The 12,975-nt window shown below is 56.7% G+C and carries 10 protein-coding genes and 2 pseudogenes; 6 read left to right on the top strand and 6 right to left on the bottom strand.

Features of this window, described 5'->3' with window-relative positions; translation table 11 throughout:
• The 4 genes from AC2FPW_RS17410 to AC2FPW_RS17395 all read left to right on the top strand — a co-directional run.
• Window positions 1-313: integrase core domain-containing protein (locus AC2FPW_RS17410; protein ID WP_496814747.1), on the top strand; the 313-nt coding region annotated here is incomplete at its 5' end.
• Window positions 314-467: 154 nt separating this feature from the next.
• Complete coding sequence (locus AC2FPW_RS17405) at window positions 468-1,382, top strand: sugar phosphate isomerase/epimerase family protein (protein WP_480871228.1); 915 nt, start codon at window positions 468-470, stop codon at window positions 1,380-1,382.
• Window positions 1,363-2,772, top strand: coding sequence for an aldehyde dehydrogenase family protein (locus AC2FPW_RS17400; RefSeq protein WP_480588942.1), 1,410 nt, complete (start codon window positions 1,363-1,365; stop codon window positions 2,770-2,772). Before AC2FPW_RS17405 ends, AC2FPW_RS17400 begins: the two co-directional genes overlap by 20 nt.
• Window positions 2,772-4,553 (top strand): thiamine pyrophosphate-binding protein, encoded by a 1,782-nt coding sequence (locus AC2FPW_RS17395; protein WP_496814746.1) that lies wholly within the window; start codon window positions 2,772-2,774, stop codon window positions 4,551-4,553. Before AC2FPW_RS17400 ends, AC2FPW_RS17395 begins: the two co-directional genes overlap by 1 nt.
• Before the next feature lie 415 nt (window positions 4,554-4,968).
• Here the strand turns inward: AC2FPW_RS17395 and AC2FPW_RS17390 are convergent, their stop codons facing one another.
• From AC2FPW_RS17390 to AC2FPW_RS17380, 3 genes are read right to left on the bottom strand one after another with little or no spacing between them, the layout of a single operon-like run.
• Complete coding sequence (locus AC2FPW_RS17390) at window positions 4,969-5,364, bottom strand: cytosine permease (RefSeq protein ID WP_496814745.1); 396 nt, start codon at window positions 5,362-5,364, stop codon at window positions 4,969-4,971.
• Window positions 5,364-6,347, bottom strand: coding sequence for an NCS1 family transporter (locus tag AC2FPW_RS17385; RefSeq protein ID WP_496814744.1), 984 nt, complete (start codon window positions 6,345-6,347; stop codon window positions 5,364-5,366). Before AC2FPW_RS17385 ends, AC2FPW_RS17390 begins: the two co-directional genes overlap by 1 nt.
• 19 nt (window positions 6,348-6,366) lie before the next feature.
• The gene (locus tag AC2FPW_RS17380; protein ID WP_480483566.1) at window positions 6,367-7,065 is read right to left on the bottom strand and encodes an aspartate/glutamate racemase family protein; all 699 of its coding nucleotides are present in this window, start codon (window positions 7,063-7,065) and stop codon (window positions 6,367-6,369) included.
• 192 nt (window positions 7,066-7,257) lie between these two features.
• Here AC2FPW_RS17380 and AC2FPW_RS17375 point away from each other — a divergent pair.
• Window positions 7,258-7,644: pseudogene (locus AC2FPW_RS17375) on the top strand (IS6 family transposase); the annotation flags it as partial.
• A 35-nt stretch (window positions 7,645-7,679) separates the two neighbouring features.
• On the opposite strand, the gene AC2FPW_RS17370 reads toward AC2FPW_RS17375, so the two are convergent.
• The 3 genes from AC2FPW_RS17370 to AC2FPW_RS17360 form a co-directional block, all read right to left on the bottom strand.
• On the bottom strand, window positions 7,680-9,707 hold the full coding sequence (locus AC2FPW_RS17370) for an oxidoreductase (RefSeq protein WP_496814743.1): 2,028 nt from the start codon (window positions 9,705-9,707) through the stop codon (window positions 7,680-7,682).
• Window positions 9,708-9,973: 266 nt separating this feature from the next.
• Window positions 9,974-10,861: a DMT family transporter gene (locus AC2FPW_RS17365; protein WP_496814749.1), complete on the bottom strand. Its 888-nt coding sequence runs from the start codon at window positions 10,859-10,861 to the stop codon at window positions 9,974-9,976.
• A gap of 223 nt (window positions 10,862-11,084) precedes the next feature.
• The gene (locus AC2FPW_RS17360; protein WP_496814742.1) at window positions 11,085-12,035 is read right to left on the bottom strand and encodes a LysR family transcriptional regulator; all 951 of its coding nucleotides are present in this window, start codon (window positions 12,033-12,035) and stop codon (window positions 11,085-11,087) included.
• A 90-nt stretch (window positions 12,036-12,125) separates the two neighbouring features.
• Between AC2FPW_RS17360 and AC2FPW_RS17355 the strand changes: the two are divergent.
• A pseudogene (locus AC2FPW_RS17355) lies at window positions 12,126-12,961 on the top strand (TauD/TfdA dioxygenase family protein).
• Window positions 12,962-12,975: the final 14 nt, after the last annotated feature.

Genomic DNA, 12,975 nt, shown 5'->3' with positions numbered 1-12,975 from the left:
GGAGGGCAAGGACATGGATCACGTGCGTGGCGCGCCTCACCATCCTCAGACCCAGGGTAAGATCGAACGTTGGCACCAAACGATGAAGAACCGCGTCTTGCTGGAGCACTACTTCCTGCCCGGTGACCTAGAGCGCCAGATCGGCGACTTCGTCGAATACTACAACAATCAGCGCTACCACGAGAGCCTGGGCAACCTGACGCCCGCTGACGTCTACTTCGGGCGGGCTGAACAAATCCTGAAACAGCGAGAGGAGATCAAACGAAAAACCATGATTACACGGCGCTTGCGCCACAAAACTGAAAACGCATAAACTTAATCAAGGATGAGCCAGAGCCTCCAGTCATAAAACCGCTCCGCTGTCCCAAATTATCTGACGACGGACAAGTTGATATTTTAAAAAATAACAGATATTTTTGACTACGTGTGATGAATTTTAGATTCGCAGACACGTGGAGCTGTCGTTCATGGTGAAACCCGAAGAGGCTGGCGCAAGCCCCTCTCTCTACTCCTTGGCGCATCTGACGCTGATTGGCTGTACGCCGCCCGAGTTGGTCTATATCGCCGCACGGGCCGGTTACGATGCCGTCAGCCCCCGATTCATTCCGATGCATGTGCCCGGCGAATTCACTCAATCCCCAATCGACAAGGCACAGGTGCAGGCCACCAAAACGGCTCTCTCTACCACCGGATTGAAGGTCCTTGATGTCGAGCTTGCACGCATCACCGAAGATGTCGATCCACGCAGTTTTGAGCCTTCTCTTGAGATTGGCGGGGAGTTGGGCGCCAAACGCATGATTATGAGCGCGTGGACAAACACCCGCGATGATCGTGACTTTCTGATCGACGTCTATTCCGAAACCTGCGAACTGGCAGCGCCCTACGGATTAACGGTGGACTTGGAGTTCCCGAGCTTCTCCCGCTTGCGCACGCTGGATGAAGCACTGGACATTGTCCGCGCCTCTGATCAGCCCAACGGCGGTATTCTGGTCGATACGCTCTACCTGCACCTCAGCCGCGTAGATCTTGGTGAGCTGTTGCACGTTCCCTCGGACCTGTTTCACTTCCTGCATATCTCTGATTGCCTGCCCGGCATCGCCGATACGCGTGAGGGCATGATCCAACTGGCCCGCGATGCGCGGCTATATCCCGGTGAGGGATGGATCGATTTCACCGGCATCATCGAACGGATGCCACCCGTCGACTATTCCATCGAACTGCCCAACCAAAGCCGCGTGGCCGAGTTGGGATATGAAGAACACGCGCGTCGCTGTCTCAGCCACGCCAAGCGAACATTCGGCGAGGCGCGGTCACAGCGTCGTATGCCCAATGCTGCAATTCCAAAACACCAAGAGGATCATCATGGGCAAAGAGCTCACTGAAAACGACCGCAACATGGCGGCCGATATGCTGGCACGCGCCCGCGCTGCCATGGCCGAGATCGAGGATTGGGATCAGGGCAGGTTGGACCGCCTGTCTCAGGCCATTGCGTGGTATGCGGGGAACGAGAAAACCTTCACGCGTCTAGCCCAGCAAGGCGTGGACGAAAGCGGTATCGGAGATCGCGAAGGGCGTCCTGCCAAGCGATTTAAGATTCACATGGTGTTGCGTGATGTCTTGCGGACACCATCGACCGGGATCGTCGAAGTAGACGAAGAAAAGGGTCTGGTAAAATATGCCAAGCCTGCCGGTGTGATCGCATCCCTGATTCCGATGACCAATCCAGCGATGACACCACCGGTGACCGGTGTTTCCGCCGCCAACGCCCGGAATGCTGTTATCTTCAGTCCGCATCCGCGAACCGCTCATACCACCTTCGAGATGGTCGAGGTCATGCGAGCGGCCTGCCGTGCCGCTGGTGCCCCCGAGGATCTGTTTCAATCCATTCGCAAACCGTCGATCCCATTGACGCAACATTTGATGGAGATCTGTGATCTGACGCTGGCAACGGGCGGCAAGCCCATGGTCAAAGCGGCGTACAGTTCAGGGCGCCCGGCCTTTGGCGTCGGCGCGGGCAATTCATCCATCGTCATCGATGAGACTGCCGACCTGGACATCGCCGCTCAGAACACACGAATTTCCAAGACGTCTGACTTTGGTTCGGGTTGTTCGGCCGACGGTAACATCATCATCCAGCGCTCGGTTTACGACGATATGGTCAAGGCGCTTGAGGCCGAAGGTGGATACCTGTGTTCGACCAAAGAGAAGGCCATGCTCGAAGCTGCCATGTGGGATGAGAAAGGAAACCGTACCTTCCCGACTATCGCCTGTCCGCCTCAGCAAACGGCCAAGGTCGCCGGTTTCTCGATCCCCGAAGATCGCAAGTTCCTGATGGTTGAAAATCAGGGGCAAATCGGGCCGCAGCACAAGTTCTCGAAGGAAAAACTGACCACGCTGATGGCACTTTATCACTTCGACACATTTGATGACGCGCTGGAAACGGTCAGCCAGATTTACAACACCGGAGGCAAGGGCCATTCCTGCGGCATCTATAGCCACAATGACGATCACATCGACCGGTTGGCGCGCCTGGCTCCGGTCAGCCGCATGATGGTTCGACAGCCTCAGTCCAAGGCCAATGCGGGTGCCTGGACCAATGGCATGCCTATGACCAGCAGCCTGGGTTGCGGCATCTGGGGAGGCAACATCACCAATGAAAACGTCACCATGAAACACATGATGAACTACACCTGGGTCAGCCGTCCCATCCCCGAGGATCGCCCCTCGGAGCCGGACCTGTTCGGTGAGTTCTACGGACAGGAGGTCGCGTGATGGACGGAGCGAAATTGGACGGCAAGACCGTTGCCGAACACATCGTCGACTTTCTCGAACGTCGCGAGGTCAAGCATGTATTCGGCCTGTGCGGCCATACGAATATCGCGGTTCTGGCCGCGTTGGCGGAAAGCCCCATCGATTTCGTCACCGTACGGCACGAACAAATCGCCAGCCACGCAGCGGACGCATATGCCCGCGTGACGGGCAAGGCCTCGGTGGTGCTGTCCCACCTCTCCCCGGGGCTGACCAATTGTGCAACCGGGGTCGCCAACGCCGCCCTGGACTGTATCCCGATGGTCGTGATCGCGGGCGACATTCCAACGCACTACTACGGCAAACATCCACATCAGGAAGTGAACCTGCACGCAGACGCCGCCCAGTGGGAGATCTATCGCCCCTTTGTCAAACGCGCCTGGCGGGTAGATCGGGCAGACCTGATGGCCGAGATTCTGGAAAAGGCGTTTCATCTCGCCGAAAGCGGCCAGCCCGGACCGGTGCTGGTCAACGTGCCGATGGACATCTTCTCCGAGGTGATCCCCTCGGACAGTTTCGACCGTATCCGCGACAACACGCGCGCGCTCAAAAAACCGTCGATTGACGACGAGACAGCGCGAGAGATTGTCGAAGCGTTGGCTAAAGCCGAAAACCCTGTCGCTTATGTCGGTGGTGGTATTCTTCTGGCACAGGCCAGCGAAGAGTTGCGAGAATTCGTTGAACATATGGGCCTTCCAGTCGCGCATTCCCTGATGGGTAAAGGCGCGTTGCGAGACGACCATCCGCTTGTGCTGGGAATGACCGGGTTTTGGGGCACCGAACTGGTCAACCAGTCCTGCCTGAATGCCGACTACATCTTTGCTGTCGGTACCCGGTTCAAAGAGGCCGATTGCTCCAGCTGGTATCCTGGTTACACGTTCAACATTCCTGACTCAAAGGTCATCCATATCGACATTGAACCGCAAGAGATTGGACGAAACTACCCCACCGAGATCGGAGTCGTTGCTGACGCCAAGGCCGCTTTGCGCGTCGTCAACCGGGTTGCCCGCGAGATGTATCCTGAGGGCTTCAAATGCCCCGCGCTGGAACAGAAGATCACCGACTTCCGAACGAACTTCAAAGCGCGCAACGTGGACATGGCGACCTCGTCGTCCTTTCCGATGATGCCCGAACGTATTTTGGCAGATACCCGCAAGGCACTGCCCGAGGATGCCATTATCACTACGGACGTGGGATGGAACAAGAACGGCGTCGGACAACAATTTGATATCCTGGCACCCGGTTCAATCCTGACCCCGGGTGGATTCGCGACGATGGGCTTTGGCCCTCCGGGAGCGATCGGCGCAAAACTGGCAGCTCCTGACCGTGTGGTGATAAGTCTTGTTGGCGATGGGGGGTTCGGTCAGAACCCGTCGATGCTGGCAACCGCGGTCGAGCTTGATCTGGGCATCATCTGGCTGGTTATGAACAACAACGCCTTCGGCACTATCGCGGGCCTTCAAAAGGCGCATTACGGTCTGACATACGGGACCACGTTCCCTGGGTCAGCCGCAGCTCCTGCAAACGGACCGGGTTATGCAGATATTGCAAGAGCTTATGGTGCAGAAGGGCACAGGCTAAGTGCTGCTGATGAATTGTTGCCCGCATTGGAAGCGGCAATCGCCAGCGGCAAACCAACCGTTCTTGATGTCCCAATGATCAACAACCCAACACCAACGACCGGACATTGGAACATCTTGGACATATACTCACCGGACAAAGAGGTATCTCACGTCGCGACTTGACGAAACTGGGCGCGTTCAGACGCGCCCAGTTTCTTGTGTCAATGCTCATCCGTGTTCGAGCAAATATCAACAGCTCCTTCGCGGCGCGGTCATCGTTGTTGTGTGTCTGAACTTTTTTGTTGGTTAGTTATTCTCAACGAAGCACGTGAGATAATGTCAAATTGCAATAACGCTGAAGTATGTGCGTTCTTAGCGTCCAAGTTTTCTCTCTCGCAGCGAATGGCAGATTCGACGGGATGCGTCGCAGCATAACCAACAGGCGGCCAACGGCAGCCTAGGGCCGGGCGCGTCGTTTAGGCCAAGGCGCTTATTAGCTACCCGGTACGTGACTGTTTTTTGATGGCGGCGAGCAGTAAATGCCTAAGAAAGAAGGCCCGCAATGACGCGAGCCTTCTTTTGGCGGATGGGTCATCGACTATGCGTCGAGAAACCTTTTCGCGCTTGGCAGGTGGTGCATCAGCACGTAGTAGGTCAGACCCGCCGGGATCAGACTTGCGTACCAGGAGATCCCCGAAAAGATCAGGGCCGCGACAACTCCGACACCCATGGCGATCACGGCAGCCCAGTTCACGCCGTTATAGGGGCCTTCCGGATCATAGAGCTTGTCAAGATCAAGCGTCTGTTTGCGCAGCACGAAGTAATCGACGACAAGGATTGCGAAGATGGGACCTAGGAAAGCCGAGTAGGTCTGAATGAAAATGCTCAGGCCTGCCGCGGACTCATCTTTTACAAGTTCCCACGGGAAAGTGCAGAAGGCGAGCAAGCCGACGATCACTGCAGAGGTTTTGAATTTGATCTTGAAGACATCCATCAGCGCATAGGGGGAGGGACGACGTTGTTCAGGATGTTCGTTGTGACCTGAGCAAAAGCAATGAACAGGAGCGTTACGACCAGCAGCAGTTTGTTGTCGACAGCGCTCGAAAACACCTTGATTGGATCAACTTCACCGGTAGCACCGGATACCATCAGCCCAATGAGGCCCATGAAAAGTGTCGCCGGCAGGATCGAATTGGCATAGATCGCGACCTGCCTTAGCGGCCCAACGCTCCGGCGCAATTCGCGCGAATAGTCCGATACGTTCAGCATCATCGTACTGTAGATCCCAAGGAAGAGCATGGTTGCCCCCCAGAACGGTGCACCCCAGGTGCCCTCGACATTTACCAGATTGGTCGAGATTTCTTCGCCGTATTTGTTGATGACGCTAAAGAACATGTAGATCAGCGACGCGATGATGAAGATCGATCCGATATTCTCGAGCCACTTGATCCCGTGAAACCCAAGCACCGAAAGACCGATCTGAAGGAACTGGAAGCCGATAAAGAACGCCCACATGTTCGAATAACCGAGGAGCGTTTCCGACACGAGGTTGAGTGCCCCCGCGCCGATCCAACTCTGGAACCCGAACCAGACGATAGCGGGAACCGAACGCACCAGCGCCGGAATCCGTGTACCCGCAAAGCCGAAAGCGGACCGGGCCTGAACCATGAACGGAATGCCATATTTGTGACCGGCCTGACCGTTGATCATTAGCGCGAGCCCGATCACCGTGCAGCCGATGGCGATAGCAACAAAGGTCTGCAGGAGGTTCAGCGTACCGACCAAGCCTGACCCGATAGTAAATGTTCCGATGGAAACGCATCCGCCAAGCCACGCGAAAAGATAGGACCACGGGTCCATGATCCGCGTCTCTTGCGGTGCCAGGCTCTCTTCCCCGATCGCCTTGTGTTCGATATGGGTTACGTGATCGTCGTGCGACATAGCGACCGTGTCGGCCGTGTCTGATTTGAATGTCATTTTCTCCTCCGATGACAGGTTATTTTAGTTTTGGCCGGGCGTAGGCATTTATTTTGCTGGTCTTCAGGCCGCAACCGACCAGCGCTTCGATCATGCGGGTTGCCACGCTCACGCCATCGATCACCGGAATGCCGGTCTCTTCGCTGAGCCACGCGGTCAAATCCGCCATCCCCGCACATCCCAGAACAATTGCTTCGCAACGATCTTCCTCAATCGCGCGCAGGATTTCCTCGCGGATCTTTTCGCGCGCGTTCGAGCCGGGCTCTTCCAAGGCCAAAACAGGGATCTCTGCTGACCGAACCCGCCGGCATTGATGCGACAGGCCATAGCCATGGATCATGTGTTCGATGATGGGCACTGACCGCGGCAAAGTGGTGACGACCGAGAACGAGGTGGCAAGCATGCTCGCCGCCTTCACCGCAGCTTCGCAGATTCCGATGACAGGACCCGTCGCGATCTCGCGGCAAGCGCCGATACCGGGATCATCGAAACAAGCAACGACAATGCCATCGACCTGCTGGTCTTCTGCGGCTTGCACGCAGGACAGAAGGCCGGGAACTGACATCGCTTCGTCGAAATGCCCTTCGATACTCGCCGGTGCGCCTTGCGCGGTAGCGCCTCTGATCACGACACCGGCACTCGCGGCCGCCTGGGCGGACGTGATGATCTTGCGTGTCATCGATTCAGTAGAGTTGGGGTTTACAACTAGAATTTCCATGTGATCTCCCTTGACGATGTAAATCGTTAACAAACTTTGTTAACGATTCCAACAAAAATGTTAACTTAGATTGTCAAGGCGTTACCGATGCCTAGATGGCGTCTGTTCCGACTGGGGGCAGAATGACAGAGGTGTTTTCACGTTAACCCTAGATCGGTTGCTCGTGTCTGGATTTGGACACAGATCGCATCGATGAATTCATCGTCCATCAGCTACAAGCGTCACCGATTTCCTCCTCAGATCATTGCCCACGCTGTGTGGCTGCATTTCCGCTTCAATTTGAGCCTTCGCGAAGTTGAAGAGATGCTGCTTGCGCGCGGGATCGACGTTTCTTACAAGACTGTCCGGCGTTGGGTGATCAAGTTCGGACCGATGATGGCTCGAAACTTGCGACTAAGTCAGGACCGTCCTGGTGATGTCTGGCATCTCGATGAAGTTGTCGTGAAAATCGCTGGTCGCAGGTATTGGCTTTGGCGCGCGGTCGATCTGCATGGCGTCGTGCTGAACGAAATACTCCAACCCAGGCGGGACAAACGGGCCGCAAAACGGTTGTTGAGCAGGCTGATGAAGCGTCTTGGCTTCCTCCATTGGTCAGCAAAGAAGTGAAATTTCTTTCAGACAGTTACACATATTCGCAATGCATCGAGAATTGCGGCGTGTATATTTCGGCTTGTAACTGCGTCGCCAATTCGGGCCAAATGGAAACGGCCGCTTAGATTGGTGTCAACGAATGGAAATGTCCCACCAATAAGCGCCTTGTGTTCAACCTGCCCGTGGTTCCGCGAGCTTGGTTTGAGATCGTGAAAAAGTCCGTCCATCGGGGACAGGCCATGTTCTACGACTACGTGATCAACAAGACGTTCAGTGACATTCCCCGTTAACACATGACGAAAGCTGGCGCGAACTCGATCGCCTTCGCGTACCAGGGAGGTGAGCTCCTGCAGGCAGGTGAAGGTAACTCCATTGGCGGCCAGATCGCGTAAGGCGACGGCAGAGGTCGTTGGGCCAAGGTCATGCAGAAGTGCCCGGTCCGGGGTTACAAGATTTACACTGCAACCATTGCCTGCCAGCGCGTCGGCAGTTACAGCCGCAGGGTGGTCGCCGACTTCATCGAACAACAGTACCTCGCCCGAGACACGTGCCTCTCCCGACAACACGTCCCAACTGGAAATCGCCAGATCGCCGCCGGGGATAACTGTGGTTTCGGGCCAGCCGCCTGTTGCAACGATCACCAAATCGGGGGCTTCGGATATCACGTCATCGGCTTCGACATAGGTGTTCAAGCGGATATCGATTCCAAGCAAAGTCACTTCGGAAATCAACCAGTCAGCTACGCCCCAGACCTGTCTGCGCGTTTTCCCTTTAGAGGCCAGAACCAACTGCCCGCCCAGCCGATCCGACGCCTCGAACAGCACGACTTCGTGACCGCGCAGGGCGCAGACCCGTGCGGCCTCCAGTCCGCCGGGTCCGCCGCCGACGACAACAACTTTCTTTCGGGTGTCGCTGTAGGCGATGATATGAGGCAAGGTCTGCTCACGCCCCGTGGCGGCATTGTGTCCGCAAACGGCAGGTTTGCCCTGATTGACCCGGTCCACGCAGTAGCCCAAGCCGACACAGGGGCGGATGCGTTCTTCTTCCCCCCGCGCGAGTTTTTCTACCAGATAGGGATCTGCCATCTGTGCGCGGGTCATGCCCACCAGATCGACATGGCCGCCGGAGACCGCGTGGCGGGCCGTGGCAATATCCGCAATCCCTCCTGCGTGCAGGATCGGTAAATCGACGGCATCACGGATGCGCCCGGCCACGGTGATATGCGGTGCCGCCGGCAGGCCCATAGGGCGCACCCATTCGGCCAAGCCAAGATCATCGTAAGGCGCGCCGGCAAGGATGTTGAGCAGGTCGACATCGCCGGATTTTTCCAGCATCCTGGCTGCGGCAATGCATTCTTCGGCGTTCAGCCCTCCTTCGGTCAGTTCATCGCCGGTGATGCGCATCGACAGGATGAAATCAGCGCCGACTTCGGCGCGCACGGCGTCGAGCACCTGCAAGGTCAGGCGCATGCGGTTCTCCAGCGTTCCACCATAGTCATCGTCGCGCTTGTTTGTCAGCGGGGACAGGAATTGCCCCAGAAGGTGTGAGTGGGACAGGAGCTCGATCCCGTCGAATCCTCCCTGCTGACAGCGACGCGCAGCGGCTGCGAAATCGTCAATCACGCGGTTGATGTCTTCTTGTTCCATGGCCTTGGGAAAGGCACGATGTGCACGTTCGCGGATACTGGACGGAGCTATGACAGGCAGCCAATGGCCATCATCCCATGCAGTGCGGCGCCCCATATGAGTGATCTGACACATGATCGCGGCACCATGTTCGTGAACGCCATCCGTTAGTTTCCGAAACCATGGAATGACGCTGTCATCACCGGCATAGAGCTGGCCGAACACCGATGGGCTATCAGGGGCGATATTGGTCGACCCACCGACCATGGTCAGGGCAACCCCGCCCTTTGCCTTTTCCTCGTGATACAACCTGTAGCGGTCCCGGGGATGGCCATCTTCGACAAAATTCGGCGCATGGGACGTGCTGACGATGCGGTTGCGCAAAGTCAGGTGTTTCAATTGAAACGGATCGAGTAGGTGCGCCACTTTCGTGCCCCTTCGGCCAAGTCTGCTGTTTGAAAACTGTCCAGGGTCGGCTCCGCTGGTCAGTTTCAACACCTGATGAGTTTGGTTGTCGAAAGCACTTTACTTGGGAAGCTATGCGTAAGAATTCACAGCTTCCGACATTGCTGTATGAAAAGGCGACCCGACCAGGAAATCCAATGGTGGAACACCCTTTGAGCACAGAAGGGAACCTGACAGGGGCCGCTCGATCCATCAAGGTCTGCACAAGGTTGCAATCACGTGCAATCTTAGATTGGAGGTGCTGCGCGCGCTGTGATCAACTGTCTGGCAGTAACTCTTTCGCGATGTATCATGTACAGACCTGCACCGATGATGATGGCAATGCCAAGCAGGCTAAGCTTGTTCGGAAAGTCATTGAAGACAAGGTAGCCAAACAAGGTTGCTACCGGCAGCTCAAAATACTGCAAAGGAGCCAATGTGGCAGACGGGGCAAACGACAGCGCATAAGTCATCATCATGTGGCTTACCGTCGCAAAAAAACCGGTCCCAAGAAGCCACAACAGTGCAATGTCTTTCGGCCAAACGGGATCGAAAAGTTCGGAACCAGAACCTTGCGCAACCAATAAGATTGGAATGCAAAACAGACTGGCTACCAGGCCAGTGTGAAATTGCAGAGCCACCGGGTGCATCCGTCGCGACAAGCCCCGCGTCACAAGAATGTAGAAAGCGAAAGCAACAGCCGTACCGAGAGGAATAATTGCCACCGCGCCGAAAGCCGCGAAGCTGGGTTGGATGACGAACAATACGCCGACAAACCCCACAAGAGCTGCCCCGGCGCGACGAGGACCGACATCTTCACCAAGGTAAAACTTGCCGACCAGCAAGACAATGAACGGTGCCACAAACACGATGGCGAGGGCATCAGCAAGCGGCATCACTCGGATAGCCGTAATGAAACAAAAAGTCGCGAACAGCAAAAGTATTGAGCGGAATACAAGTACCATCAATTCACCGCTCGCGACACGCAATGGCAGTCCCATTTTCCAGACAAACGGTCCCATCAACGCACATTGCATTACAAAGCGGGCGGCCGTTATCTGCCCAACTGGCACACTGGCCGATGCGAGCTTGGCAGCTACATCCAGCAAGGGAGCGGTCAGGCAAAATCCAAGCATCAGTGCAACGCCCGCAAGGGTGCGATCCGTGGATTGAGGTGTGGAATCAGCTGAGGTCATCCCATCATGAAGAACTGTCGCCAAATGCGTGTCTGTTCTCAATGCGACGCCAGGCAAAAGTCCCGATATTCCCGAGCTCGGAAAGAGTAGGAGTTTGCTCATGCAGCGAACCGCAGGTTCCATGACCCGCACGGCAGCATCAACTGCCTTGTTTCAGGATTCGCTAACGAGATGTACTGGCCTTTTCATTCAACGGTTTACCTGCAAGGCTAGGCACAGAGATCGGCGACCTGCAAATCTCTAGAAACCGGTCAATCAACGCTGTCTGCACTGCTTGGCGAGAGCGGGCAATCACCACTCTGTAGTGTCCGATGCTTTCCTCGAGCGGTCGCGCAACGATGGGGTCGCCTTCAATCGTGCGATCCTGCTTGGGCGGGAAGCCTGCCAGGGTGAAGCCGAACCCCTTGCCGACGTAGGCCTGAACAAGCTCGCGTGATTGGGATTGGAATGGCACTTCGGGGTGAACGCCTGCGGCCTGCAGCAGTTGAAGATAGCTAGGGCCGGGCCCGGCTGGTGATACAGCGATATAGGGCAGTCCGATCAGGTCGGACAGGCTGATCCGGGCTTTTGCTGCCAAAGGGTGTTCGCCTGACAGCAGAACCAGGGGCGGCAGCTCCAGCAGCACTTCTGCCTCATGCCGCTTGAGATCGAACCCCTGGTCAAAGACCACCAGCGCATCCACTTCGCCACCGTCCAGTGCGTCCACCAAGGTCGGATAATCCGCTTCCTTCACCTCGACACGAACGTCTGGGTAGCTTTCGCGGAAGGCAAGCACCGCAGGCAGGACGATCCGCTGTGCCATTGCGTGATGAGTGCCGATGTGGATCCTGCCAGTGCGTCCTGACGCCAGGTTCTCGGCCTGCCTGTCCAGCGCCGCGGCCTGCGCCAGCAGCGCCTCAGCCTGGCCGAAAAACTCCTTTCCCGCAGGCGTTAGCCGCATGCCTTGCGCCGGAAAGCGGTCGAACAGGGTCAGGCCGGTGGTCGCCTCCAGTTTGTCCACCGCTGAGGCAATCGCGGCGGGAGAAACATTCAGTTGCCGGGCGGCCTGGGCAATACCGCCCCGCCGGGCGGTTTCTGACAGGTAGGCGAGTTGGCGAAGGGTGAAGTTAATCATCTAAAAAACTGACGTTTTAGGTGTATTAAATCAGTTTTACCGACCTTTTGGCAAGCCCTATGCTGCTTTTTGGACAAACAGGAGACTCACATGGAGATTCTTCCACTGACGGTGGGGCTGGGTGCCGAAATTCTGGGTGCGGATGTCCGCAGCGATGCAGATTTTGACGCCATTGAGTGCGCTTTTGCCAAATACTCGGTGATTGTGCTGAGGGGGCATGATGTGGGTCCGGAAGATCACCTGGCCTTTGCCCGCCGTTTCGGGCCGGTCAACGTGAACCGGTTCTTCAAGCCGGTCAAAGGGCACCCCGAGATCGCCATGGTGCTGAAAGAGAAGGACCAGAAAGAAGCCGTTGGAGAAGGTTGGCATACCGATCATTCTTATGATCAGGAACCGGCGATGGGCTCGATTTTGCATGCGATCGAAATGCCGCCTTACGGCGGCGATACGCTGTTTGTCTCTATGGGGGCCGCCTACGAGGCGCTCTCGGTCCCGATGCGCCGGTTTCTCGGCGAGCTGACGGCCGTGCATTCCTCGCGGTATGTATTCGGCGCTGCCGTAATGGATAGCGAGGCAGTAAAGTCAGGACGTCTGGGCAATGCAGAGGCCGCAACCCAGGACGCCCGGCATCCGGTTGTTATCACGCATCCCCTGAGCCGACGGCGTGGCCTTTTTGTGAACCCGGTCTTCACCACCCGTATCGAGGGTTTGGCCCCGGCTGAGTCCGAGGCGCTTCTGGCCATGCTCTATGCCCATTGCCAGCACCCGAATTTCAATGCCGTGTGCGCTGGCAGGCCGGTGACATCACCATGTGGGACAACCGCGCCACCTGGCATAAGGCGATCAATGATTATCACGGCTTCCGCCGCCTGATGCATCGTGTCACCGTGGAGGGCGTGCCCCTCGCGCCCGCTGCTGCGGCCTGACCTTAGCGAAAGTA

It is taken from the genome of Ruegeria sp. SATB027 (genome assembly GCF_059613825.1).
This window is presented reverse-complemented; position numbering and strand designations above follow the sequence as displayed.

What these genes read in the sequence shown, in the direction of transcription:
- AC2FPW_RS17400 (WP_480588942.1), top strand. Translation starts at nt 1,363, where the DNA reads ATGGGCAAAGAGCTCACTGAAAACGACCGCAACATGGCGGCCGATATG.
- AC2FPW_RS17385 (WP_496814744.1), bottom strand. Translation starts at nt 6,347, where the DNA reads ATGACATTCAAATCAGACACGGCCGACACGGTCGCTATGTCGCACGAC.
- AC2FPW_RS17405 (WP_480871228.1), top strand. Translation starts at nt 468, where the DNA reads ATGGTGAAACCCGAAGAGGCTGGCGCAAGCCCCTCTCTCTACTCCTTG.
- AC2FPW_RS17390 (WP_496814745.1), bottom strand. Translation starts at nt 5,364, where the DNA reads ATGGATGTCTTCAAGATCAAATTCAAAACCTCTGCAGTGATCGTCGGC.
- AC2FPW_RS17380 (WP_480483566.1), bottom strand. Translation starts at nt 7,065, where the DNA reads ATGGAAATTCTAGTTGTAAACCCCAACTCTACTGAATCGATGACACGC.
- AC2FPW_RS17395 (WP_496814746.1), top strand. Translation starts at nt 2,772, where the DNA reads ATGGACGGAGCGAAATTGGACGGCAAGACCGTTGCCGAACACATCGTC.
- AC2FPW_RS17360 (WP_496814742.1), bottom strand. Translation starts at nt 12,035, where the DNA reads ATGATTAACTTCACCCTTCGCCAACTCGCCTACCTGTCAGAAACCGCC.
- AC2FPW_RS17365 (WP_496814749.1), bottom strand. Translation starts at nt 10,861, where the DNA reads ATGCTTGGATTTTGCCTGACCGCTCCCTTGCTGGATGTAGCTGCCAAG.